Below are 26,079 nucleotides of genomic sequence, written 5' to 3'. Positions count from 1 at the left end.
ACACCCCTCCGGGACCCCGTTTCTCAGCTCTTCTGCGCGGCCTCGACCGCCTCGCGCAGCCCACGGGCGGCCAGCCGGTCGGCCCGCTCGTTCTCCGGATGCCCGGCGTGCCCCTTCACCCAGTGCCAGCTGACGTCATGCCGCCGGACCGCCTCGTCGAGCCGTTTCCACAGGTCCACGTTCTTCACCGGCTGCCGGGCCGAGGTCATCCAGCCGTTCCGCTTCCAGTTGTGCAGGTACTGCGTGATGCCGTTGCGCACGTAGACGCTGTCGGTGTAGATCTCCACCGTGAGCGGCGCCCGGTTCAGCGCCTCCAAGGCCCGGATCGGGGCCATCAGCTCCATCCGGTTGTTCGTGGTAGAGGTCGCCTCACCACCGCAGAGATCCTTCTCCGACCTGCCCCAGCGCAGCACCGCGCCCCAGCCGCCCGGACCGGGATTGGGAGCACACGCCCCGTCGGTGTAGATCTGCACCACGCTCATACCTGGAGACGATAAGGCCCGGCCTCCGGGATGAGGTTTCCCCGGGCGCGGTACGGGAGTGTGGGACAGGCCATCGGCGGACGACCGCCGGGCGGGAGCGGTCAGCGGGCCACCGTATGGTGGCGGTGGCGGACGAATCCGGATGGGCGGGACTCATGGTTGGTGGCGACGCGGCCGCGGTCGAGGTAAAGGACGTCGTGGTGCGTTACGGCGACACGACGGCCGTCGACGGGGTGTCCCTGACCCTGCCCCGCGGGCGGGTGCTCGCCCTGCTCGGGCACAACGGCGCCGGCAAGACCAGCCTGCTCCAGGTCTGTGAGGGCTTCCGCCGGCCGGATGACGGCGTCGCGCGGGTGCTCGGGCTCGACCCGGTCGGCGACCACGACGAGCTGATGCCCCGCCTCGGGATCATGCTGCAATCCGGTGGCGTCTACCCGTGGGCGACGGCCGGCGAGATCCTGGGGTTGTTCGCGTCGTTCGCGGCCAATCCGCTCGACACCGACATGCTGCTGGACCGGCTCGGGCTGCGCAGGTTCGAGCGGACCCGGTTCCGCCGGCTGTCCGGCGGCGAGCAGCAGCGGCTCAGCCTCGCGGTCGCCCTGGTCGGCCGGCCCGAGCTGGTGTTCCTCGACGAGCCGACGGCCGGCATGGACACCGAGGCCCGGCACACCACCTGGCAGCTGATCGAGGAGCTGCGTGCCGACGGCGTGTCGGTGCTGCTCACCACGCATCTGCTCGACGAGGCGGAGCGGCTCGCCGACGACGTGGTGATCATGCGGTCGGGCACGGTCGCGGCGACCGGCACACCCGCCGAGCTGACCTCGGCGGCGGCGATCGACGTCCTCGAGGTGCGGGCCGACCCGGGCCTCGACCTGGCCGGGTTGTGCGTCGGCCGGCGGGCCGCCGAGCCCGCCCCCGGGCAGTACACGATCTCCGGCAACCTGGACACCGCTGGTCTCGCCGAGGTGCTGGCCTGGTTCGCCGCGGCCGGCGCCGACGTGACCGCGATCAACACCCGCCGCCGCACCCTGGAGGACGTCTACCTCTCCCTGACCACCACCCAGACCCCGGTCGGAGCCGCCAAGTGAGCACCTTCGCCCCCGCCCCCGGCCGGGCCCCGATGCGCGTCATCCTCGGCCGGCAGATCCGGATGGAGCTGCTGCTCACCGCCCGCCGGGGTGAGGCCGTGGTGCTGGCCATGGGTGTGCCGCTGCTGGTGCTGCTCGGCGCGGGCCTCTTCGAGGTGACCAACCTGCCGACCGACGACCGGCTCGGCTGGGTGGTCCCCGGTGTGCTCGCGCTGACCGTCATGTCGACCGCGTTCACCGGGCAGGCCATCACCACCGGATACGAGCGCAGTTACGGCGTGCTGAAAAGGCTCGGCGCCTCCCCGCTGACCAGGCCCGGCCTGCTGCTCGCCAAGACCGCCGCGGTGCTGGTCCAGATCGCCGTGCAGGTGCTGGTCCTGGCGCTGGTCGGGCTCGCGGTGGGCTGGCGGCCGGAGGCCGGCGCCCTGCTCCCGGCGATCGGCGTGACCGTGCTCGCCGCCGCCGGCTACAGCGGGCTGGCCCTGCTGCTGGCCAGTGTGCTGAAACCGGAGACCACGACCGGCGCGGCCACCCTGATCTACGTGGTGATGCTGTCCGTCGGCGGCATCATGTTCAGCGCGCCCGACCTGGGCACGGCCGGCTGGTTCCTGCTGCCGCTCGCGGCGCATGCCGAGGCGCTGCGGGAGACGCTGATGCACGGCGGCTCGGTGCCGCTCGGCATCTGGCTGGCGCTGGGCGCCTGGGCGGTGGTCTGGCTGACCGCCGCCGCCCGCAACTTCAAGTGGGAGTGACGGTCTGTCCATCGATCGGTTGACAGCCGGTCTCCGTCGCGCGGTCGTCCCGCCCGGCCGCGCGACAGAGCACGATCAGATCCATGGAAGCCATCGAGGTAACCGGACTTCGTAAGACATACGGCGGGCAGGACGCGGTCGCGGGGATCGACCTCGTCGTCGCCCGTGGCGAGATCTTCTCCCTGCTCGGGCCGAACGGCGCCGGCAAGACCACCACCGTGGAGATCCTGGAAGGGCACCGCCGCCGGACCGCCGGTGACGTGCGGGTCCTCGGCGAGGACCCGGGCGCCGCCGGTTCCGCCTGGCGGACCCGGATCGGCATCGTGCTCCAGGACGCCGACGACGCCGCCGACCTGACGGTCCGGGAGATGGTCAAGCACATCGGCGGGTTCTACCCGGACCCGCGCCCGGTGGACGAGGCGATCGAGCTGGTCGGCCTGAGCGCCAAACGGAACAGCAAGATCCGTACCCTCTCCGGCGGCCAGCGCCGTCGCGTGGACGTGGCCCTCGGCATCGTCGGCCGTCCCGAACTGCTCTTCCTCGACGAGCCGACCACCGGTTTCGACCCGGAGGCGCGCCGTCAGTTCTGGGATCTGATCCGCACGCTCGCCGGTGACGGCACCACGATCCTGCTGACCACCCACTACCTGGACGAGGCGGAGGCGCTCGCCGACCGGCTCGCCGTCGTGTCGGCCGGCCGGATCGTCGCCGAGGGCACCCCGGCCACCCTGGGCGGGCGGGGCGCCGCCGAGGCCCGGGTCAGCTGGACCGAGAACGGCGTCGCCCGGGTCGAGCAGGTCAACGACCCGAGCGAGCTGGTCCGGCACCTGGTGGCGTCCGGCGCCGATCTGAGCACCCTGACGATCACCCGCCCGACCCTCGAGGACACCTACCTGAACCTGATCGGAGCGACCCGATGATCGCCATGAGCCTGAGCCGCGGCCACGTGGAGTTGCTCCAGTTCCTGCGGGACCGCACGGCGGTGATCTTCACCTTCTTCTTCCCGGCGCTGCTCCTGCTGCTGTTCGGCACCATCTTCGGCAGCGAGTCGACCGAGTCCGGGGTGGCGGTCAGCCGGATCTTCACGGCCAGCATGATCGCCTACGGCATCCTGAACACGGCGTTCGTGACGATGGGGTCCGGGCTCGCGATGGATCGTGAGGACGGGACGCTCAAACGCCTCCGCGGCACACCGATGCCGGCTACCGCGTACCTGATCGGAAAGGGTCTTCTGGTTTTCGCTCTGAGCGTGGCCGAGGTCGCCTTCCTGATCCTGATGGGCGTCGTGGTGTTCGACATGCCGTTGCCGCCGGCCGATCACTGGCTGACGTTCGCGTGGATCTTCGTGCTCTCGGTGGTCGGCTGTTCGCTGCTCGGCATCGCGGTCAGCGGCCTGGTCAAGAACGCCCGCAACGCCGGCGCCATCCTGAACGTGCCGGTGGTGGCGCTGCAATTCGTCTCCGGTGTCTTCATCCACCCGATGAGCCAGCTCCCGGACTGGCTGGAGAAGGTCGCGTCGATCTTCCCGGTCCGCTGGATGGCGCAGGGCTTCCGTTACGTCTTCCTGCCCGACGAGGCGAAGGCCCAGGAGATCGGTGGCGAGTGGAACCTCGGCACGGTGGCCGTGGTGCTCGGTGTGTGGTGTGTGGTCGGATTGATCCTGTGCCTGGTGACGTTCCGGTGGAGCGGTCGCGACAAGTGAGCGAGTCGCAGTCCTCCTACTGGCTGTGGGAGTTGTTCTTCGGGGTCACCGTGGTGGCGGTCGGCGCCGCGGTGGTCATCGTGGACGGTTTCGAGCCCTGGCGGCGAGCGGTTGCGCTCGCCGCCATCGGCGCGATGCTCCTGCTGCATCTGCTCGTGGGCCGGCCGCTGATCGCCCGGGAGGCGGAGAACACGGCGGCGCTGCTGACCCTGCTCACCCAGCTGGTCCTCTTCGGGGTCGCGGTCTGGGCCGTGCCACTGTCCACCTGGCTGATGTTCGCGGTCATCCCGGTGATCTTCCAGATGGTGACGGTGCGGCTCGCGATCGCCCTGGTGGTGGTGGCCAACCTGATCCCGGTCGGGGTGGAGGCCTGGTACGACCCGGCGGACATCGGCATGGAGATCGTCATCGCGGCGATCTCCACCGGCGCCGGCATCTGCATCGGCCTCTGGATCCTCAAGACGCTGGAGGAGAGCGAGCAGCGGGCGACGCTCATCACCGATCTGGAGGCGAGCCGCGCCGAGGTGGCCCGGCTCTCCCACGAGGCGGGCGTCGCGGCCGAGCGGACCCGCCTGGCCGGCGAGATCCACGACACCCTCGCCCAGGGGTTCACCAGCATCATCACCCTGGTCCAGGCGGCCGACCCGGCGCTGCGTGACGAGCGGCTGGCACTTGCCGTGCGTACCGCACGGGAGAATCTCGCGGAATCCCGGGCCCTGGTCGCGGCCCTCTCACCGACCGCGTTGGCGTCCGCTTCCTTACCCGAGGCGGTACGCCGTAGCGCCGCCCGTTTCAGCGAGGAGGCGGGTGTGGCCGCATCCGTCCGTATCACCGGTGACGTCTACGATCTGCCGACTCGCACGGAGGTGGTGCTGCTGCGGGCGGCGCAGGAGGCCCTCACCAATGTGCGGCGGCACGCTCAGGCGCACGAGGCGGCGGTTCTGCTCGCCTACTCGCCGGCGGTGGTGCGGCTGGTGATCCGCGACGACGGATGTGGGATCAAGTCCGATATCTCTGAGGGTTTCGGGCTCTCCGGAATGCGGGCGCGCGCCGGCCAGGTCGACGGCACCCTGACCATCCGCAGCGACGCCGACACCGGCACCACTGTCGAACTGGAGATTCCCACGTGATCCGGATCCTGCTCGTCGATGATCACCCGGTGGTGCGGATGGGGCTGCGCGGCATGCTCGACGCTGAACCCGACCTGACCGTGGTCGGCGAGGCGTCCTCCGGCGCCGAGGGCTTCGACCAGGCTCTCGCCCTGACTCCGGACATCGTGCTGATGGACCTGCGGATGCCCGGCGGCGACGGCGTCGAGGCCACCGGCCGGATCCTGGCGGCTGTCCCGGGCGTGCGGGTGATGGTGCTGACCACCTACGAGTCGGACCGGGACATCCTGCGCGCCATCGAGGCCGGCGCGGCCGGATACCTGCTGAAGGACGCCTCCCCGAAGGAACTGGCCGACGCCGTCCGGGCGGCCGACCGCGGCGAGACGGTGCTGGCGCCGAGCGTGGCGTCGACACTGGTCCGGCAGGTGCGCAGCCCGGCCCCGCCGGCCCTGTCGGCACGTGAGACCGAGGTGCTCAAGCTGGTCGCCAGTGGTCTGACCAATGCCGACATCGGCAAGCGGCTGTTCATCAGCGAGGCCACCGTGAAGACGCATCTGCTGCGTGTCTTCAACAAACTGGATGTGGCCGACCGTACCGCGGCGGTCACCACCGCGATGCGGCACGGGCTGCTCGGCCCGTAAACCCGAAATCCTGTCATAAGCCGCTATCCGGGCGGATAGATTACCGACGGCGCAGCCTGTTCCCGCAGCTCACCGCGCCTTCTCGCCACCGGTAGTCGCTGAAGGAGACAGGACGCCATGCCTGCACGACCGGCCCACCAGGCACCTCCCCGACTGTGGGCTCCGGCCCGTTTCCGGGCGCTGGTCTCCGTCGTCGCCGCGGCCGCCGCCGGGCTCACCCCGGCCGCGGTGGTGCTGCTCCCGGCCACCCCGGCCTACGCCGACGCCGGTGACATCATCATCGAGTACGACCTCGAGGATCTCGAAGCAGGAACGTTCACCTTCGAGATCCGCCGGGTCGGGCCGACCACGACACCCTTCACGCTCGACTATGCGACCACCACCGTCCCCGGGGCGGCCCATGACGCGACGCCTGATGTCGACTTCACGGCGATCAGCGGCAGCACGGTCTTCAGTGCCAGCACCCGGGACGCGGTCAAACGGATCACGGTCTACGGCCTGACCGATACCAAGGACGAGAACACCGAGGTCTTCGGGCTGGCGCTGACCAACGTCACCGACCCGCTCAACAACCTGGCCGTCGCCACGATGAACGACGACGACCTGCCCCCGACCTACAGCTTCAGCGCCGCCGAGACGGTCGCCGAGAACATCGGCACCGTGACGACCACGGCGACCCTCAACTCGCTCTCCGACTTCCCCGTCACGATCCCCTACACGACCGCGAACGGGACCGCCGCCGCACCGGGTGACTACACCACCACCGCGGGGACACTGTCGTTCGCGCCGCTCGAAGACACCAAGACCATCACGGTGCCGGTCATCGACGACGCCCTGGACGAGCCGGACGAGACCTTCACCGTCGCCGCCAGCGGTACACCGACCGGCGCAACCCCGTCGGTGGCGTCGAAAACGGTGACGGTCACCGACAACGACACCCCGCCGGTCGTCTCCATCGCCACCGCCGGGTCGGTCCGGGAAGGCGACACGCTGAACTTCCCGGTCTCCCTGAACGTCGTGTCGGGCCAGAACGTCACGGTCGTCGCCGACACCGCGAACGGGACGGCCGTCGCGCCCGGAGACTTCGACGCGCTCTCCGCGCAGCTCGTCACCATTCCGGCCGGGCAGCTCAGCGTGAACGTGCCGGTGGTGACCAAGGTCGACGCCAACGATGAGAGCAGCAACCCGGAAGCACTTCAGGTCGCGCTGACCAACCCGACCGGGGCGACGCTGGGCACCACGCCGGCCACCGGCACGATCACCGACTCGGTCGCGACCGTCACGCCGGTCACCTCGGTCACCGAAGGCAACAGCGGCAGCCACAACCAGGTCTTCGACGTCACGCTCAGTGCCGCGCCGTCGGGGACCGTCGAGGTCGGCTACACGGTCACCGCCGGCACCGCCACCGCCGGGACCGACTTCGACGCGGTCGACGGGACGCTCACCTACGCGGCAGGGCAGACGGTCAAGCAGATCACCGTGCCGGTCCGGGGGGACACCCTCTACGAGGGCAACGAGACCTTCGACATCAACCTGACCAGCACCACCGTCGGCGGCGTCACGGGTGGGCTCGGCCCCCACTCGATCACCATCCCGGAAGACGACGCTGCGCCGACCGTCACCTCGGTGACCAGCGAATCCGTCGCCGAAGGCAGTGGCAACCACAACGTCACGTTCACCGCGACGCTCAGCAACGCCAGCCACGAGGCGGTCACCCTGGACGTGACCGCGCTCGGCGGGACCGCCGTCGACGTCGGCGCCGGGGTCGGCAGCGACGACTTCGACATCCTGGACACCAGTGTCGACGTCGCGGCCGGCGCGACCACCGCGACCTTCCGGGTGCAGGTCAACGGGGACGCCGTCTACGAGACCGACGAGCCCACGCCGGTCACGGCCACGGTCGCCGGCTCCGAGACCGGCGCCACCGTCGGCAGCAACGCCGCCGGCACCCTGACCATCACCAACGACGACGTGGTGCCGGTCGTGGTCTTCAACGACTTCGGCGGGAACGAGGGCAACACCACGCTGCCGGTCACCGCCACGGTCACCGGCACAGCCCAGGCGGCGATCAACTACACGATGTCGGCGGCGAACGGCACCGCGGAGGCCCTCGACTACACGACCAGCCTGGTCGATGGCGCCATCGACCCCGGCGAGACCACTCTGTCCGACCTCGGCACGGTGGAGTTGCGCGCCGACACGGTGGACGACGCCGCCGATGCCTTCCAGGTGACGATCACACCGGCCGGACTGGTCCCGAAGACCGCCAACGTGACGATCACCGACGACCCGCTGGACCTCCCACCGAAGATCGTGGGCACCACCACGCCGAACTCGGTCGCGGAGGACTCCGGGCCGGTGAACGTGCCGGTCGTGCTGAACTACGACGACACCTCGGCGGCCACCACCGAGAACGTGATCAGCGTCGATTACACCTCGACCCAGGGCACCGCGAAGCCGATCCTCGACTACGAGACGGCCTCGGCCTCCGGCACCCTGACCTTCACGCCCGGCCAGGCCGCTCCGAGCCTCGATATCGCCCTCGTCGATGACGAGTTCTTCGAGATCGACGAGACCTTCACGGTCACCCTCTCCAACGACGTCGGGGCCGACAGCCTGGAGGACGATGTCGCCACGGTGACGGTCACCGACGACGACGGGCCCGCACCCACCTACTCGGTGGCGCCCGTCGGATCGGTGACCGAGGGCGGCGCCGCCACCTTCCGGGTCACGATGGCCGCCCCGGCAGCCGTCGACACCAACTTCGTCGTGACCCACACCAACGGCAACGTCGCGGTGAGCGGGGCGGCCGCGGGCAGCGACTTCACCGCGCCCGGCTCGGCGACGGTGACCGTGCTCAAGGACGCGACCACTGTCGACTTCACCGTCCAGACCACCCAGGACACGGTCTACGAAGGAACCGAGACCGCCACCATTCAGGTCGACCCCGGCAACGGCGTGACCAGCGTGACCGGCAGCGCGGAGACGGCGACTCTGACGATCACCGACAACGACGCGATCCCCACCCTGACGCTGAACACCGGCTCACCCACCGAGGGCAACACGTTCGGCATCACCGGCACCCAGACCGGGGTCGCCGAACGGGACATGGCCTACACCGTGTCGGTGGCCGGCGACAGCTCGAACAGCGCCGACCCCACCGAGGGCGGTGACATCTCGGTGACCGGCACACCGGTCACCATCACCGGCGGCCAGACACCCACCGACCTGGCCCTGGACACGGTCACCGTCAACGGGGACCTCATCGACGAGAACGCCGAGGTCTTCGCCGCGACTGTCCGCAACACCACGGTCGGCGCGGACGCCGGAACGCGTTCCTACACCGTTCCGGACGCGGCCGCCAACATGTCGCCGGAACTGGTCTTCGGCTCGCCGGTCACGGTCGCCGAGGACACCGGCACGGCAGCGATCCCGGTGTCGAAAGACTGGAGCGCCCTGACCGGCAGCGGCAACACGGCCACCTCCACCGAGGTGACGATCACCGCGGTCGCCCAGACCGCCAACGGGTCGGCCACCGCGCCCGGCGACTACACCGCGACCACGGTGAGCCCGCTGACCTTCCAGCCCGGCGACAGCAGCAAGAACGTGGACGTGCCGATCCACATCGATCAGGTCTACGAGCTGACCGAGACCTTCACGCTCGGCCTTTCGCAGGCCGTCGGCGCCACCATCCCGGCGGCCAGCAGCACGGTCACGATCACCGACGACGACCAGGCGGCCCGGCCGTCGTTCTCGGTGGACGCGGCCACCGGGACCACAGTCACCGAGGGCGGGCTGGTCACCTACACGGTCAACCTCAGTGCCGCGTCGGTCAGCGACACCGACTTCGACATCACACTCACCGGCGGCAACGCCACCGGCGCCGACTTCACCACCCCGCCGACGACCGTGCAGATCGCCGCTGGGCAGACCAGCGCCCAGGTCCAGGTGCAGACCGCTGACGACAGCCTGTACGAGGGGGCGGAGACCCGTACCCTCGGCATCGCTCTCGCCTCCGGTGAGAACGACGTGACCGGAAGCACGCAGAACCGCACCCTCACGCTCAACGACAACGAGGCCGTGCCGACGATCGCGCTGGTCACCGACTCGGACGTGGAGGGCCAGTCGGTGACCGTGGCGGCCACGCCGGACGCGGTGGCCGAGCGGGCGATGACCTACACGCTGACCATCGCCGGTGACGTCGGCAACGGCGGGAACGCGGCCGAGAACACCGACTTCAACCATGCGCTGACGACGGTGACCGTGCCGGGCAACTCGGCGGCCGGGGCGCCGGTCACGCTCGGAACGATCAACCTGGACACCGACACGATCGACGAGGAGACGGAGACCATCAAGGTCACCGCCCACAACGACACGTATTCGGCCACCGACGTCTCCGGGTACTACACGATCGACGACGACCCGGCGGACACCGCTCCGACGATGAATCTGGGCAGCCCGGTCACGGTGGCCGAGGCCGGGACCAACGCGACGGTTCCGGTGACGCTCGACTTCACCGGCAGTTCGGCGACGACCACCGAGAAAGCGGTCTCGGCCGGCTACTCGACGACGCCGGGCACGGCCACCGCCGCCGCTGACTACACCGCGACCCCGGGCACCGTGACGTTCGTTGCGGGCAACAACACCGCCAACATCAGTGTGCCGATCAGCAGCGACACCCTGTTCGAGACGAACGAGGACTTCACGGTCGCGATCGCCAGCCCGGTGAACGCGACTCTGGGCACCGCGACGAACACGGTGACGATCACCGACGACGACTCGGCGGCGATTCCGGCGTTCACGGTGTCGGATCCGGTGACGGTGGCCGAGGACGGTGGGGTGTCGGCTCAGTTCACGGTGACGCTGGCGAGTGCGGCGGCGGACACGATCGACTTCGATGCGGCGATCGTGAACGGCACCACGACCACCGGCGGGACGACGAACCTCGGCAAGAACGACTACACCGCTCCGGCCGCGGACTTCACGATCGCCAAGGACGCGACGTCGACCACGGTCACGGTTCCGATCACCAACGACACCGCGTACGAGGGCACGGAGACGTTCGATCTCCAGATCTCCCTGGACTCGGCGGAGACGCTGGCCACCGGATCGATGGCCGCCCGGACCGTCACCATCACCGACGACGAGTCCGTGCCGACGTTGACGCTGGTCGGTGCCGAGGAGGCGGAGAACGCGTCGGTGGCGGTCACCGCCACCACGAGTGGTCTCGCCGAGCGGGCCATGAGTTACTCGCTGACTCTGGCCGGCGACGCGACGGTGTCCGGCAGCAACGCGGCCGAGTCCGCCGACTTCACCGACAGTGGTGTCGCCGGGACGGTCACCGCAGGGACGGCCTCCGGCTCCACTGTCACCCTCCGTTCGATTCCGTTGCTGGCCGACACGGTTGACGAGCCGGTCGAGACGATCAAGGTGACGGCGGCGAACACCACGTACAACACGACGCCGGCGGTGTCGGCGATGTACACCATCACCGACGACGTGGCGGACACCGCTCCGGCGGTGACGTTCGGGTCCGGGGTGACGGTCGCTGAGGCGGCGGGCAACGCGACGGTTCCGGTGACTCTCGACTACACCGGCAGTTCGGCGGCGACCACGGAATGGCCGGTCAGCGCCCAGTACGGCACCAACTCCGGCACTGCTTCGGCGGGCTCCGACTACACGGTCAGCTCGGGCACGGTGTCGTTCACGGCCGGCAACAACTCGTCGAGCTTCACCGTGCCTGTCGTCTCGGACAACCTGTTCGAGACGGACGAGCAGTTCGACGTCACGCTGACCACTCCGGTCAATGCGACTCTGGGCACCGCGACGAACACGGTGACGATCACCGACGACGACTCGGCCGCGATTCCGGCGTTCACCGTGTCGGATCCGGTGACGGTGGTCGAGGGGTCGGGGACGAACGCCGAGTTCACCGTGACACTGGCCAGCGCGGCCGCCGGGACCATCGACTTCGATGCGGCGATCGTGAACGGCACCACGACCACCGGCGGGACGACGAACCTCGGCAAGAACGACTACACCGCTCCGGCCGCGGACTTCACGATCGCCAAGGACGCGACGACGGCCACGGTGTCGATTCCGATCACCAACGACACGGCCTATGAGGGCACGGAGACGTTCGATCTCCAGGTCTCGCTGGATTCGGGAGAAACGCTGGCGACCGGGTCGATGGCTGCCCGGACCGTGACGATCACCGACGACGAGTCGGTGCCGACCTTGACGCTGGCCGGTGCCGAGGAGGCGGAGAACGCCTCGGTGGCAGTCACCGCCACCACGAGCGGTCTCGCCGAGCGGGAAATGTCCTACTCGCTGACTCTGGCCGGCGACGCGACGGCGTCCGGCAGCAACGCCGCCGAGTCCGCCGACTTCACCGACAGCGGCGTCGCCGGGACGGTCACGGCTGGGACCGCGTCCGGTTCCACGGTGACGTTGCGTTCGATCCCGTTGCTGGCCGACACGGTCGACGAGCCGGTCGAGACGATCAAGGTGACCGCGGCGAACACCACGTACAACACGACGCCGGCGGTCTCGGCGATGTACACGATCACCGACGACGTGGCGGACACCGCTCCGGCGATCACGTTCGGTGCGGGTGTGCCGGTGGCCGAGGGGTCCGGGCCGGCGACGGTCCCGGTCACGCTCGACTACACCGGCAGTTCGGCGGCGACCACGGAATGGCCGGTCAGCGCCGACTACGCGACGGTCGCGGGCACGGCGTCGGCCGGCGCCGACTACACGGTCAGTTCCGGCACGGTGTCGTTCACGGCGGGCAACAATTCGTCGAGCTTCACCGTGCCCGTCGTCTCGGACAACCTGTTCGAGACGAACGAGCAGTTCGACGTCACGCTCGCCAACCCGGTCAACGCGACCCTCGGCACCGCGACCAACACGGTGACGATCAACGACGACGACTCCGGTGCGATCCCCGGGTTCACCGTCTCCGACCCGGTGACCGTGGTCGAGGGGACGGCGACGAACGCGGTGTTCACCGTCACGCTCGGCAGCGCGGCAGCCGGGACCATCGACTTCGACGCGGCGATCGTCAACGGCACCACGACCGCCGGCGGGACGGCGAACCTCGGCAAGAACGACTACACCGCCCCGGCCGCCGACTTCACGATCGCCAAGGACCAGACCACGGCCACGGTGACCATCCCGATCACCAACGACACCGCCTACGAGGGCGCCGAGACGTTCGACGTCCAGATCTCCCTGGACTCGGGAGAGACGCTTGCTTCCGGGCCGCTGGTCGCCCGTACCGTCACCATCACTGACGACGAGTCCGTGCCCACCTTGACGTTGAGCGGCGCGGAAGCGGCGGAGAACGCCTCGGTGGCGGTCTCCGCCACCGTCAACGGTCTCGCCGAGCGGGACATGACGTATTCGCTGACCCTCGCCGGCGACGCCACCGTGAGCGGCAGCAACGCGGCCGAGCCGGCCGACTTCACGAACAACCCGTCGCCGACGACGGTGACCGGCGGCACCGCCTCCGGCGCCACGGTCGACCTGGGTTCGATCCCGCTGCTGGCCGACACGGTCGACGAGCCGGTCGAGACGATCAAGGCGACCGCGGCCAACACCACCTACACCAGCGCCGCGCCGGCCTCCGCCTTCTACACGATCACCGACGACGTCGCGGATCTGCCGCCGTCGGTGTCGGTCGGCCCGAAGACCGTGCCGGAGAGCATCGGCAACGCGGCCGTGCCGGTGACCCTGAGTTTCGGTGGCGGCAACGACGCCACCTCCTCCGAACAGGCGGTCTCGATCACCTCGCAGCTGGTGGCGGGCACCGCCGGCGCCGGCGACTACGGCAACCCGGCCGTGCAGACGATCGCGGCCGGCGCGACGACCGGCACCATCCCGGTGCCGATCGTCAACGACACGATCCTGGAGAGCGACGAGTCGTTCCAGCTGAAGGTCACCTCGGTGGGCCCGGCCGGCGCGACGATCGGGACCGACGCGGCCACCGTCACGATCACCGACGACGATGTGGCCACCACCAAACCGTCCTTCGACGTCGGCTCGGTGTCGGTGGGTGAGGGCGGCGGTTCGGCGACCTTCACGGTCACCCTCAGCGAGGCGGCCCGGGCCGACGTCGACCTGACCGTGGCCGCCAGCGACGGCAGCGCGACGGAGGCGACCGGCGGGATCGGCGGCGACGACTACGACAAGCCGGCCGGCACGCTGCGGATCGCGTCGGGCAGCCGGACCGGCACGTTCACCGTCCCGGTCCGTCAGGACACCGTCTACGAGAACGACGAGACGGCCCGGTTCACGGTCGCCCTCGCGCAGGGCGAGACCGACGCGATCGGGTCCGCCCGGGACGCCACCCTGTCGATCACCAACGACGACGCCCGCCCGGCCCTGTCGCTGTCCGCGTCGGCCGGCGGCGCCGAGGGCGAGATCACCTCGCTGACCGCCACCATCGACGGCGCGACCCAGCCGAGCGTCAACTACGGAAGCCTCGCGGTCAGCACCGGATCGACAGGCGACCCGGCCGAGACGTCCGACTTCAAACTGATCGGCGGCGACGTCGTGGTCCCCGGTGGGACCGCGCCTGGCACCCGAGCCGACGTCGCCGCGTTCCAGCTGCTCGACGACACGGTCGACGAAGCGGTCGAGAGCTTCGACGTCGCCCTCGGCACCCGCCGTGCCACCGTGCGGATCAACGACGACCCGGCCGACGCCGCGCCGACCGTGGCGATCGGCGACGAGTCGGTCCGGGAGAACGCGGAGAGCGCCGACCTCCAGGTGGCGCTGAACTTCACCGGCGGCACCACGGGCACCGAACGGAAGATCACCGTGCCCTGGCACACGATCGCCGGCACGGCCGAGGCCGGCGGCGATTTCGAGACCAGCAGCGGTACGGCCACCTTCGAACCCGGAACCGGAACCGTCACCGTGAAGGTGCCGATCGTCGGCGACACGGTGGGTGAGGAGGACGAGGAGTTCGTGGTGCGCCTGGACGCCCCGGCTCCGAACGACGTCAAGCTGGGCAAGGCCGACGGCACCGTCACGGTCGAAGACGACGACACCATCGTGAAACCGACCCTGAACGTCGCGTCCGCGGTGGTCACCGGCGAGCAGCGGGTCCGGCTCAGCGGGACCGCGGCCCCCGGCGCCAAGGTGGAGCTGCTGTCGGCCGCCAACGTCACCGGCACCGGCGGCTACAAGGTCGTGCTCAGCACCGAGGCCGACGACGACGGGAAGTTCAGCTTCAACCCCAACTTCACCCAGGGCTACCGCCTGTTCGTACGGGCGAACGCCCTGGTCTCGCCGGTCCGCACGGTGGAGGTGCGGCAGGATCCCACGATCACGACGGTCTCCAGCTCGGCCGGCGCGGCGACGATCACCGTCACCGGCGACCCGGACCGGGCCGGGCAGACCGTCCGGATCCAGCGCCTGACCAGCGGCGAATGGGACACCGTCGCCACCGGGAAGCTGACCGCGGCGGGCACGTTCGCCACCACCCAGCGTGGGCTGAGGTCGGGGCGGTCGGTCACGTACCGCGGGGTGATCTCGGCGTCCCCGGCCCTCGGCATCCTCGCCGGCAACTCGCCGGCCCGAACCGTCAAGGTCCGCTGACCGAAACGAAGGAAATCGACCGATGCGCACTCGACGGACCAGCGGTACGCCCGGAGAAGTCCCGTTCCGGCTGTGGGCGCCGGCCCGCTTCCGGGCCGCCCTCTCGATAGCCGCCGCGACCGCCACCGGGTTGCTCCCGGGGATCGCTGTCCTGCCCGGCGCCGCCCAGGCCGTCCCTTCGCCGTCGATCAGTGTCGGCAACGGGTTCGACGTGGCCGAAGGCGACAAGCTCAAGTACCACCTGACCCGCACCGCCCCGTTCGACGACCCGCTCACCGTCCACGTGAGCACCGTCGACGGGACCGCGACCGCGGGCGAGGACTACACCGCCCTGGTGGATTTCGAGGTGACCTTCGGGGCCGGCGAGGAGATGGCCCCGTTCGAGGTCGAGACGATCGCGGACGAAGTGGAGGAGACCTCGGAGTCGGTCTACGTGAACATCACCGACCCGGGCGGGCTGGACGTGAGCGGCAACATGGCCCCGATGAACATCGTCGACCCGGTGTTCACGGTCAACCCGGTCGGGGTCTTCATCGAGGAGGACGCCGACCAGACGCGGTACTTCGACGTGTCCCTCAATATCGGCTTCCAGCAGGGCGCCGAGGTCAAGTACTCGATCGTGGCCGACGGCGACACGGAGGGCAACGGCTTCCAGGACGTCGCCCCGACGACGCTCGTCTTCGATCCACTCGAGACGACCCCGACCACGCGCGCCGAGATGGTCCTGCCCGGCGACGACGTCCACCGGCACGGCTGGAACTTCACCTTCACCCTGACCGAGTTCAACCGGGGGCGGGCCGGGGGAATGGAGGGGCACGGCTTCGCCATCGGCGACGACGACGAGAGGCCGACAGTCGCCCCGGTCGCCGACGTGGAGGTGACCGAAGGGGACAACGGCGTCACGCAGGCGACCTTCACCGTGTCATTGAGCAACGTGACCATCGATCCGGTCACGCTGAACCTGAGCCAGGCCGGCGGCACGGCGGTCGAGACCCCGGGAACGATCGGTGGCTTCGACTTCGACCTCCCGGACAGCGTGACGATACCGGCCCTCGAACAGTCCGCGACCTTCACCGTCGATGTCACCGGCGACGAGGTCTTCGAGGAAGACGAGACCGCCGAGATCCTCATCGCACCGGCGGACGGCGACCCGGCCGTCAACGGCGTGAGCCGGACCGCGGCACTGAAGATCAACAACGATGACGACCCGCCGGCGATCACGTTCGACGGTTTCGAGCACTCCGAGGGGACCCAGGGAATCGGGGTCTGGTTCACCGTCAACGGCGAGGCTCAGGCGCCGCTCCCGTGGACCGCGACCTTCGCCGGCGCCTCCAACGACATCGTCCCGCTGGCGCCGACCGATCCGGCCGAGCCGGACGACTTCGACGCCTCGGCCCTGGACTTCTCCGGAACCCTCGAACCCGGCGACAACCAGATCGACCTGGGTGACGTCGACCTGGTCTTCGACGCCAAGGACGAGTTCGACGAGACGATGAAGGCGACCGTCCAACTCGGGGACGCCGATCCGGTCAGCGGCTTCGCCACCGTCTGGGACTTCCCCAACCAGGAGGAGGCCAAGCTCGTCACGCCGCTCGTAGCCGAGGCCGACGAGGGCGGACGGGTCACGATCCCGGTCAGCCTGGACTTCACCGACAACAACGCCACCGCCACCGAGAAGCCGATCACCCTCCAGTACGTGGTCAACACCGGCGAAGCCACCGACGGCGCCGACTACACCGCGCCCAGCGGAGACCTGACCATCATCTCGCCGGCCACCTCGTCGGACATCGTCATCGACACGCTGCCGGACAACCTCGTCGAGGGTGACGAGACCTTCTCGGTGACGGTGATCAACGCGGAGAACGCGCTGAACACCGCGCAGACGACGACCGTGACGATCCACGACCGGGTCCCCACCGTGAGCGTCGGGCCGGCCGCCGACGTCCCGGAGGGCCGGCCGCTCCGGTTCCCGATCACCCTCAGCGAGCAGTCTGCCTTCGACCAGACGATCATGGTGTCCACCGTCGCCGGCACCGCGCAGGACCCCTCGGACTACACCGGGCTGAACGCCTTCGAGGTGGTCATCCCGGCGGGGCAGACCACCGCGTACGCCGAGGTGCCCACCGTGGGGGACTTCGAGCTGGAACTCGAACCGGAGACCGTCGACCTCCAGATCGTGAACGCCGCCGGCGCGAACCCGGTGACGCCCACCGCCACCGGCCGGATCGTCGACCCGGTGATCCGGGTCGTCCCGTCCCCGGACGCCGTCATCACCGAAGGTGACAGCGGAACCCGGAACCAGCTCTTCGAGGTACGCCTCGACCCCGTGATGGACGCCCAGGTCACCCTCGACTACGAGGTGGTGGCGGGCAACGCCGTCGCCGGCGAGGACTTCGTGGCCCCGGCGCCCGGTCAGCTGGTCTTCGAGCCGGGCGACCGGGTCAAGCAGATCCAGGTGCCGATCCACGGCGACACGATCGACGAGGGCCCGGATCAGACCTTCACGATCCGGCTGCTCAACGTGGCCGGCGCCACCGCCCTCGCCGACCAGGGCGAGTTCACCTTCACCATCACCGACGACGACTCCGGCCCGCAGGGCCCGACGACGGTCAGCATCGACAACCCGGGTGTGGTGGCCGAGGGCCGTCCGCTGGTGTTCCCGCTGACCCTGAGCCGGCCCAGCGACGTGCCGGTCACCGTGCGGGTCTCCACCACCACCGGCACGGCCACCCCCGGCGACGACTACGTCCCGATGACCGACGCCGAGGTCACCTTCCAGCCCGGCGAGACCACGGCCGCCCTCGCCGTCACCACGAACAGCGACAACGTCTTCGAGTACGACAGCGAGACGGTGACCGTCGAGATCATCAACCCCGGACCGGTGGACCTCGGCACGGCCAGCGCCTACGGCAAGATCGCCGACCCCGGCCTGCGGATCGGCTCGCTGGCCATCGACGAGAACGGCAGCGGCGCCGTGACCGTCGACATGGCCCTCAACGTCCCGATGGACGAGCAGGTCCAGGCGAACTACGAGCTGCTGCTCGGCTCCGCGATCACCGGCAGCTTCACCCAGGTGTCCGCCGGCACGCTGACCTACCCGCCGGGCGCGACCACCAGCCAGATCACGGCCACGCTGCCCGGCGGCTACGACCTCACCGAACCGGGCCGGATGCTCAAGGTCCGGCTGAGCAATGTGGTCACCGCCACCGGGCTGCCGGTCGGTGGTGAGGGCGAGCACTCGACGATGCTCAGCGCGCCCGGTGACCCGGGCGTCACCCCGGTCCTCACCTCGGTGACCTCGTCTCCGCAGTTCGAGAGCGACGGCCAGACCCAGGTCGCCTTCACCGTGCAGCTGAGCAACCCGGTGAGCCAGCCGGTCACGCTCGACGTCTCGGCGATCGACGGCTCGGCCGTCCGGAACGGCGCCGGGCCGGGCACCCCCGACTTCGCGGTGCCCGACCAGGTGACCTTCCTGCCCGGCCAGAGCCAGGCCACGTTCCAGGTGACGGTCGTCGGCGACGACGTCTTCGAGCGGAACGAGGAGGCGCAGATCGTCGTCACCCCGCGGCCGGGCGATCCGCTGGTGACCGGCCCGTCCCAGCAGTCCACGCTGACCGTCTACGACGACGATGACGCCCCGACGGTGACCTTCGACGGGTTCGACCGGCCGGAAGGCCCCGGGAGTGTTCCGCTCGGATTCAGTGTCAGCGGCGTGGCACAGGACCCGATGCCGTGGTCGGCCACGGTCCAGGGCGGTTCGAACGACTCCCGCGATCCGGCCGAGGCCACCGACTTCGGCGGAAATCCCATCTACTCCGGCACCGTCGCGCCCGGCGCGACCCGGATCGACATGGGCACCCTGGAGCTCTGGCCGGATGCCGTGGACGAGTACGACGAGATGATCGAAGTGGCCGTCGAGGTGGACGGGCGGCCCTCGGTCCGCGGCTACGGCACGATCCGCGACGAGTGGTCGGAGATGCCGCCCCGGCTGCGTCTCCCGGACCGGATCTCGGTCGCCGAGGGACAGCCCGCGGACATCCCGGTGACGCTCGACTTCACCGTGGTGCCGGGCAACACGGCCACCCGGACCGAGAAGGTCATCTCGGCCGACTACCTGGCCGACGGCGGAGACGCCCAGCCCGGCCAGGACTACCACCCGGCCGGCGCCGGCGCGGTCACCATCGACCCGCCGGCCAACGGCACGACCATCTCGATCCCCACCGGCGCCAACCCCGAGGACGAGCCGGACGAGACCTTCAACGTGGGCCTGACCAACCTGCGCAACGCCGAGTTCACCGGCCCGCCGGCGATCGTGACGATCACCGAGAACTCGCCAGTGGTCAGCATCGCCAGCCCCGGCACGGTGCCCGAGGGCCGCCCGATGCGGTTCCCGCTGACCCTGAGCCGGCCCAGCGGCAACCCGGTCACCGTGCGGTTCACCACCACGAGCGGCACGGCCACCCCCGGCGCCGACTACATGCCGGTCACCGGCGGCGAGGTCACCTTCCAGCCCGGACAGACCACGGCGATCGCGTTCGTCACCACGAACCCGGACAACGATCTCGAACAGGACAGCGAGTCGGTGACGGTGGAGATCACCGACCCGGGCTTCGCCACTCTCGGGACGTCCAGCGCGTACGGCAAGATCGTCGACCCGATGCTGCGGATCGGATCGGTGGCGATCGACGAAGCCGTCAACCGGTCGGTGGCCGTCGACATGTTCCTCAGCGTCCAGCTCGACGCGGACGTGCGGGCCGACTACGAGCTCCTGTTCGGCGACGCGACGACCGGCCAGTTCACCACCCTGGGCACCGGCGTCCTGTCGTACATGCCGGGAGACACGAGCCGGCAGATCACCGCGCAGCTGCCGCCGGGCGTCAACAGCGTCAGCGGCCGGACGCTCAAGGTGCGGCTGTCCAACGTGGTCAACGGGGCCGGGCTGCCGGTCGGCGGTGAGGGCGAGCACGCGGCCCTGCTCGGCGGGCCGAGCGAGCCCGGAGGCACCGCCCCGGCCATCGCGTCGGTGAGCGTGTCGCCGCAGAGCGAGAGCGACGGGCCGGCCCAGGCCTGGGCCACGGTCCAGTTGACCGGGCCGGTGAGCCAGCCGGCGACTCTGGACGTCTCGGCCGTCGACGGTTCGGCCACCCGCGGCGACGCCGCGCCGGGCCGCAACGACTACAGCGTCCCGAACGTCGTGACGATCCCGGCCGGCGGCACCCAGGCCACCTTCCCGGTGACGATCAACGGCGACGACGTCTTCGAGAACGAGGAACAGGCGCAGATCGTCGTCACGCCGCGGCCCGGCGACCCGCTGGTGACCGGGCCCGCCCAGCAGTCCACGCTGATCATCTACAACGACGACGACGCGCCGACGGTGACCTTCGACGGCTTCGACCGGCCGGAAGGCACCGGGGGAGTCCCGGTCGGGTTCATCGTCACCGGCGTCGCGCAGGACCCGATGCCGTGGGAGGCCATCGTCCACGGCGCCTCCAGCGACTCCCGGGACCCGGCCGAGGACACCGACTTCACCGGCAATCTCACGCTCGCCGGGACTGTCGCGCCCGGCGCCGGCCGGATCGACCTGGGCACCGTCGACCTGCGGACGGACACCGCCGACGAACACGACGAGACGGTCGAGGCCTGGATCGTGGTGGGCGGAGGCAACGCGGTCACCGGTTACGGCACGATCCGCGACGACCCGACACAGATGCCGCCCCGGCTCCGGTTCCCGGAGAACGTCGTGGTGTCCGAAGGGGAGAACGCGGAACTGCCGATCACGGTGGACTTCGCCGCTGTGCCCGGCAACACCGCCACCACCACCGAGAAGGTCATCTGGTTCGACTACACCACGGTGGACGGCTCAGCGGTCTTCGACACCGACTTCACCGACCGCGGCAGTTCCAAGCCCCTCTACGCGCTCGACGGCACCGACGCGATCCTGATCCAGACCGTCGGCGACGACATCCCGGAGGGCGACGAATCGTTCACCGTGGCGCTCAGCAACGTCAGGAACGCCGAGTTCGCCGGGCCGCCGCCGACCGTCACGATCAAGGAGCCCGCGCCGACCCTGACGATCGGCACCGCTCCGCCTACCCTGGCCGGGCAGCCGCTCAGGTTCCCGGTGACCCTGAGCCGGCCGAGCCTGTCGCCGATCACCGTGCGGTATTCCACGATGACGACGATGGGCTCGGCGACACCCGGCGTCGACTACCAGCCGGTCACCGACGCCGCCCTGACCATCCCGGCCGGCGCCACGAGCGCCACCATCGTGGTTCAGACGATCTCCACCGGCCAGTACGACTTCGAGGGCCGCAGTCTCTACGTGCAGATCACCGATCCCGGCGGCGCCACCATCGACCAGACCTACGCGGGCGCTGAGATCTCCGATCCGGCGATCTGGGTGCACGCCGAAACGCCGATCGTCGAGGGTGGCCCCGGCACCCGTGACCAGTTCGTCGAGGTCCACCTGAGCGCCCCGATGGACGCACCGGTCGACGTCGACTACTCGCTGCTCGCGGACACCGCCGTCGCGGGTGTGGACTTCGACGCCGTATCCGGCCACCTGACGTTCGCGCCGGGCGACACGGTGAAGCAGATCCGGGTGCCGATCCGTGGCAACGACGCCCCGTCGAGCAGCAACAAGTCCTTCAAGGTCCGGCTGAGCAACGTGACGCACGCGGGTGGCGCCTCCGTTCACAACGAGGGTGAGTTCCCGGTCTGGATCGTCGAGGACGACAACCCGGCGACCGTCGACATCGTCTCGGTCAGCACGGCGACGCGCCCAGAGGGCGACAGCGTCGCCACGGTGCCGGTCACCGTCCAGCTCAGCGGCCCGGTTTCGCTGGACACCAAGCTGCTCGTGGGCTGGGCCGGCGGCACGGCGGTATCGGAGGGCGCCGGGGTCGGCGAGTCCGACTACAGCGTGCCTGCGGAGGTGACGGTCGCCGCCGGCCAGAGCACCGCGACGATCAACGTGACGGTCAACGGCGACTCCGTCTTCGAGAAGGACGAGGTCGTCGAGCTCCTCGTCGAGCCGGCGCCGAACGACGCGCTGATCGCCCATTCGGAGAACACCGGCGGGGTCACGCTGGTCAACGACGACGCGGCGCCGCGGGTCACCTTCGACGGGTTCGAGCAGTCCGAGGGCGCCGGCGGCGTCGGCGTCTGGTTCACCGTCACCGGCGACGCCCAGGACCCGATGCCGTGGACGGCCGTCGTCGAAGGTGGGTCCGACGGGCCCGGCGACCCGGCCGAGGCCACCGACTTCACCCGCGACAAGCTCACCCTCGCCGGGATCCTCGCCCCCGGCGGCGACCAGATCGACGTCGGCGACCTGGACTTCACCATGGACAGCGCCGACGAGTACGACGAGACGATCAAGGTCGCGGTCGACGTCCCAGGGCTCGGCACCACCACCGGCCAGGGCAAGATCCTCGACTGGCATACCCAGCTGCCACCCAAGGTGGTCGCGTCCGGGCCGGTGGCGGTCACCGAGGGCGGCACCGCCTCGGTGCCGGTCAACCTCGACTTCGCCGCGGTGCCGGGCAACACCGCCACCTCCACCGAGAAGCTGGTCACCGTCGACTACCACACCGCTGGTGGTACGGCCACCGCCGGCGCCGACTTCACCAGCACGTCGGGCACGCTCGTCTTCACGCCACCGGCCACGAAACAGACCATCGACGTGCCGGCCCTCGCCGACACGGACGTCGAGAACGACGAGACCCTGACGGTGAACCTGGCCAACCCGTCGAACGCGGAGATCGGCGGCGCTCCGGCCGTCGTCACGATCAGGGGCGCCGCCGCGGCCGCCTTCCACGTGACACCCGACGTGACCGTGACCGAGGGTGACGTCACCGCCGCCGAGTTCACCGTGACGCTGGACGGGCCTGCGGCCGGACCCGTCGACTTCACGGTCGGCGTCACCGACGGCACCGCCCGGTACGACGCGGCCGGTCCGGGCGGCAGGGACTACGGAACACCCATGCCGACCCTGACCATCCCGCAGGGCCAGACGTCCGCGACCCTCCGGGTCCCGATCGTCGACGACGAGGTCTTCGAGCGCCGGGAGGTTGCGACGGTCCAGGTCGGCCTGGCCCCGGGTGAGACCGATGCGGCGGGTACGACCCAGCACAGCACCCTGACCGTCGTCGACGACGAGACGATCCCGGCGCTCGCCCTGCTCCCGGCGAAGGCCACCGAGGGCAGTGCCGTCGACGTGACCGCGATCCCGTCCGGAGTGGCCCAGGACCCGATCGGCTACCTGCTCAGCTTCAACGGCGACACCGCACCCGGCGCCGACTCGGCCGAGGTGGACGACTACGCGTACAGCAGCGTCGCCGTTGATCTGCCGGCCGGAAGCACCGGGCCGGTCCTGCTCCGGTCGGTCCCGCTGGCGCCGGACACGATCGACGAGGGCACCGAGTCGTTCACGGTGACCGCCACGAACCAGACGTTCCCCGAGCAGGTGCCGGTCTCCGCCACCATGGGCATCCTGGACGACCCGGCCGACCTGCCGCCGTCGGCCACCGTGTTCCCGGCGAACGTCAGCGAGAGCGCCGGCTTCGCCGAGGTGCTGGTCCTGCTGGAGTACCTGGGCGCGAACGGCGCCGACCGGACCGAACAGCCGGTCACCCTCAACTACTCGGTGATGCCCGGCACCGCCGGCAGCGCCGACTTCGGCAACCCGATCAGCCCCAACCCGCTGGTCTTCACACCGGGCCAGAACTTCGCCACCATCCGGGTGCCGATCGTCAACGACCAGCGCATCGAGAACAACGAGAGCTTCCAGGTGCGGCTGACCGGGATCCTCCCGTGGGGCGGCGGGATCACCGGAGCCACCAGCGACGTCACCATCGCCGACGACGACCAGAACCTGCCGCGCCCGACCTTCACGGTCACCGGCGACATCACCGCCCGTGAGGACGGCGGGCCGGCCACCGCGACCGTCACGCTCAGCCAGGCGGCCCAGGGCGACGTGGACCTCACCGTCGAGACGGTGCCGGGCACGGCCACCCCGTCCGGGGCCGGCGACGGCGGAACCGACTTCACCCCGCCACCGGCCACCCTGCGGATCCCCGAGGGCAGCCTGACCGGGACGATCAGCATCCCGATCGGGCAGGACACCGTGTACGAGGGCGACGAGAACGCCCGGATCTCGGTCGCCCTGGCCCCGGGGGAGGCGGACGCCACCGGTACGGCCCAGCAGGGCACCCTCACCATCACCGACGACGAGGCCAAGCCCACCCTCACCCTGGACCCGACCGCCGCCACCGTGGCCGAGGGCGACACCGTCGAACTCTCCGGAACCGTGAAGGGAGTTGCACAGCGTGACTTCGAGTTCGACGCGGGGGCCGCGGCGGGCGCGGCGGCGACCGGGGACACCGCCGGCGACGACGACTTCGAGCTGACCCAGGCCAAGGTGACCGTGCCCGGCGGCACCGCGAGCGGATCCAAGGTCCGGGTCGGCGCGGTCCGCTTCGAGAACGACAGCATCGACGAGGACACCGAGACGGCGACGGTCTCGATCGGTGGCGCCACCCGTACCTTCAAGATCACTGACGACCCGGCCGACGTCGCGCCGTCCGTCTCGATCGACGACGTGTCGGTGTCGGAGGGCGACGGCACCGCCGAACTGACCGTCGAGCTCACCTTCACCGGCGGGACCACGGCCACCTCGCGGACCATCACGATCCCCTGGTCGACCGCCGACGGCACCGCCGACGCCGGCAAGGACTACACCAAATCCAGCGGTACGGCCCGGTTCGCACCGTCCACCACGACGGCCACCGTCACGGTGCCGATCCTCCAGGACACCCAGGACGAGACCGACCAGAGCTTCACGGTGAAGCTGGGCTCGGCGTCCCCGGCCGACGTCAAGGTCGCCACCGGCACCGCCACGGTCACCGTCCAGGACGACGACAAGCCGAAGGCGCCGACCCTGACACCGCCGGCCGGCACCACGAACGGCTCGGGCCGGATCACCATCTCCGGTACCGCCGGCGCCGGGGCGAAGGTCGAGCTGCTCAGCGCGCCGGGTGTCTCCGGCGGCACGTTCAAGGTGGTCAGCACCGTTCAGGCCGACGACGACGGCGCCTACACCTTCAAACCCAACCTCACCCAGGGCTGCCGGATGCAGACCCGCTCCGGCGGCCTCACTTCGCCGGTGCGCACCATCCAGCTCCGCCAGGACCCGGAGCTGACCGGGGTGTCGAGCGCCAAGGGCTCGGTCACCCTCACCGTCACCGGCAACCCGGACGAGCCCGGCCAGAAGGTCACCATCCAGGAGCAGGTGCGCGGCGGCTGGGACGAGGTGGACGACGGCAAGCTGAACGCGAGCGGCAAGTTCACCACCACGCTCAAGAATCTCAAGGCCGGCAACCACGTGTACCGGGCGGTGATCTCGGCGACGCCGGCCCTCGGCATCACCGCCGGGACCTCACCGGCCCGGCCGGTCAAAGTGAAATAGCAGGTGGTGGCGAAGGGCGGTCCGACCGGACCGCCCTTCCTTCGTTTCCGGGGCCGGAACGGTTCCGGGCGAGTAAGGTTCGCCGCTGGTCAGGGTGCCGTCGCGGGCCGGTCAGAGCCACGCGACCAGGCAGTTTCCCGGCTATGTGAAGGACTTTCTACCGAAAAACCCGTTCCGCCGCGAACGGTCCGATACGCCGGTTAGATTGCAGTTGGCGCCGCCTCACGCGGA

General features: G+C 70.1%; 9 protein-coding genes. 8 read left to right on the top strand and 1 reads right to left on the bottom strand.

Features of this window, described 5'->3' with window-relative positions; all coding sequences use genetic code 11:
- Window positions 1-23: 23 nt before the first annotated feature.
- Window positions 24-482 carry a ribonuclease HI gene (gene rnhA / locus AB0E94_RS13595; protein WP_360325980.1) on the bottom strand — a complete coding sequence of 153 codons (459 nt, stop codon included), beginning with the start codon at window positions 480-482 and terminating at the stop codon, window positions 24-26.
- A 125-nt stretch (window positions 483-607) separates the two neighbouring features.
- On the opposite strand from rnhA, the gene AB0E94_RS13590 reads away from it, so the two are divergent.
- The 8 genes from AB0E94_RS13590 (at window position 608) to AB0E94_RS13555 (ending at window position 25,848) form a co-directional block, all read left to right on the top strand.
- Window positions 608-1,570 (top strand): ABC transporter ATP-binding protein, encoded by a 963-nt coding sequence (locus AB0E94_RS13590; RefSeq protein WP_360325978.1) that lies wholly within the window; start codon window positions 608-610, stop codon window positions 1,568-1,570.
- The gene (locus tag AB0E94_RS13585; RefSeq protein WP_360325976.1) at window positions 1,567-2,322 is read left to right on the top strand and encodes an ABC transporter permease; all 756 of its coding nucleotides are present in this window, start codon (window positions 1,567-1,569) and stop codon (window positions 2,320-2,322) included. The genes AB0E94_RS13590 and AB0E94_RS13585 overlap by 4 nt, the downstream gene beginning before the upstream one ends.
- Before the next feature lie 83 nt (window positions 2,323-2,405).
- The gene (locus AB0E94_RS13580) at window positions 2,406-3,242 is read left to right on the top strand and encodes an ABC transporter ATP-binding protein (RefSeq protein WP_360325975.1); all 837 of its coding nucleotides are present in this window, start codon (window positions 2,406-2,408) and stop codon (window positions 3,240-3,242) included.
- A gap of 5 nt (window positions 3,243-3,247) precedes the next feature.
- On the top strand, window positions 3,248-4,024 hold the full coding sequence (locus AB0E94_RS13575; RefSeq protein ID WP_360325974.1) for an ABC transporter permease: 777 nt from the start codon (window positions 3,248-3,250) through the stop codon (window positions 4,022-4,024).
- Window positions 4,021-5,154 carry a sensor histidine kinase gene (locus AB0E94_RS13570; RefSeq protein WP_360325973.1) on the top strand — a complete coding sequence of 378 codons (1,134 nt, stop codon included), beginning with the start codon at window positions 4,021-4,023 and terminating at the stop codon, window positions 5,152-5,154. The genes AB0E94_RS13575 and AB0E94_RS13570 overlap by 4 nt, the downstream gene beginning before the upstream one ends.
- Window positions 5,151-5,774 (top strand): response regulator transcription factor, encoded by a 624-nt coding sequence (locus AB0E94_RS13565; protein ID WP_360325971.1) that lies wholly within the window; start codon window positions 5,151-5,153, stop codon window positions 5,772-5,774. Before AB0E94_RS13570 ends, AB0E94_RS13565 begins: the two co-directional genes overlap by 4 nt.
- 117 nt (window positions 5,775-5,891) lie before the next feature.
- Window positions 5,892-15,380 (top strand): Calx-beta domain-containing protein, encoded by a 9,489-nt coding sequence (locus AB0E94_RS13560; RefSeq protein ID WP_360325969.1) that lies wholly within the window; start codon window positions 5,892-5,894, stop codon window positions 15,378-15,380.
- Window positions 15,381-15,402: 22 nt separating this feature from the next.
- Window positions 15,403-25,848, top strand: a complete 10,446-nt coding sequence (locus AB0E94_RS13555) for a Calx-beta domain-containing protein (protein ID WP_360325967.1) — start codon at window positions 15,403-15,405, stop codon at window positions 25,846-25,848.
- Window positions 25,849-26,079 lie beyond the last annotated feature (231 nt).

This window comes from Actinoplanes sp. NPDC026670, assembly GCF_040638175.1.
In the GTDB taxonomy this organism is placed as follows: domain Bacteria; phylum Actinomycetota; class Actinomycetes; order Mycobacteriales; family Micromonosporaceae; genus Actinoplanes.
This window is presented reverse-complemented; position numbering and strand designations above follow the sequence as displayed.

Bases quoted from the DNA above. Each gene is read 5' to 3' on its own strand.
- AB0E94_RS13555 (WP_360325967.1), top strand. From the start codon at position 15,403: ATGCGCACTCGACGGACCAGCGGTACGCCCGGAGAAGTCCCGTTCCGG.
- rnhA (WP_360325980.1), bottom strand. From the start codon at position 482: ATGAGCGTGGTGCAGATCTACACCGACGGGGCGTGTGCTCCCAATCCC.
- AB0E94_RS13575 (WP_360325974.1), top strand. From the start codon at position 3,248: ATGAGCCTGAGCCGCGGCCACGTGGAGTTGCTCCAGTTCCTGCGGGAC.
- AB0E94_RS13580 (WP_360325975.1), top strand. From the start codon at position 2,406: ATGGAAGCCATCGAGGTAACCGGACTTCGTAAGACATACGGCGGGCAG.
- AB0E94_RS13560 (WP_360325969.1), top strand. From the start codon at position 5,892: ATGCCTGCACGACCGGCCCACCAGGCACCTCCCCGACTGTGGGCTCCG.